Origin of the sequence: Streptomyces boluensis (assembly GCF_009908195.1) — a bacterium.
Lineage (GTDB): Bacteria > Actinomycetota > Actinomycetes > Streptomycetales > Streptomycetaceae > Streptomyces > Streptomyces boluensis.
Window position 1 is genome coordinate 1 of sequence record NZ_JAAAHS010000748.1, and the last position, 974, is coordinate 974.

The following is a 974-nucleotide window of genomic DNA, read 5'->3' on the forward strand; positions in this document are numbered from 1 at the left end:
GGCAGCAGCGGGACCAGCGCCTCGTACACGTCCTGTGCCGAGTCGGGGCGGTGCTGGGGGTCCTTGGCGAGCAGCCGGTTCACCAGGGCTTCCAGCGGCTCGGGGATCTCAGGGCGCTTGCTGCGGACCGGGATCGGGTTCTCGTACAGGTGGCTGTGCAGGACGCCGAGGACGGTGGCGCCGTCGAACGGGACGTTCCCGCTGAGGAGTTCGTAGAGCAGGATGCCGAGGGCGTACAGGTCGGTGTACGGGCCGACCGCGCCGCCCATCGCCTGTTCCGGCGCCATGTAGGCGGGGCTGCCGATGGGGAAGCCGGTGTGGGTGAGGCGGGTGGAGTCGGTGTCCATGACGGAGGCGACGCCGAGGTCGAGGACGGTGAGGGTGCCGTCGGGTTTGACCATGACGTTCCGCGGCTTGAGGTCGCGGTGCACGATCGGCACGGCGTGCACCGCACAGAGCACGGCGCACAGTTGGGCGGCCACGGAGACGGCCCACTGCCACGGGTAGGGGCGGTTCCGCTCGATGTGTTCGGCGAGGTCGATGCCGTCGACGTGCTGCATGACGAGGAACAGGTCGTCGGACTCGCTGCCCGCGTCGTGCACGGTGACCAGGCCGGGGTGGTCGACCTGCGCGGTGACCCGGCACTCGCGGACGAAGCGGCGGCGCAGCTCCTCGGCCTCCTGCCCGGCGACCCGGTCGGGGCGGAGGAGTTTCACGGCGACGCGGCGGTCGAGACGCTGGTCGTAGGCGGTCCAGACCTGGCCCATGCCGCCTTGGCCGATCTGCTGCGCCAGTTCGTACCGACCCGAGATGAGGCGTCCGGTCACCGTGTCTCGCCCTCGGCGCGCCCTCCGGGTCCGTCAGGATTCCGCGGCCCGTCCTGGTCGCGCAGCAGGCTGCTGAGCTCGTCCAGTTCGGCCCTGACCTGGTCGATGCGGGCGGGCGCGGGGCGCTGCGGGGGTGCGGTCTGCGGC

Annotated in this window: 1 protein-coding gene; it reads right to left on the reverse strand. The window is 71.8% G+C overall.

What is annotated here, in order from left to right; all coding sequences use genetic code 11:
- A partial coding sequence (locus GUY60_RS37890) for a serine/threonine-protein kinase (RefSeq protein ID WP_161706030.1) occupies positions 1–767 on the reverse strand: 767 nt, incomplete at its 3' end.
- Between the last annotated feature and the right edge of the window lie 207 nt (positions 768–974).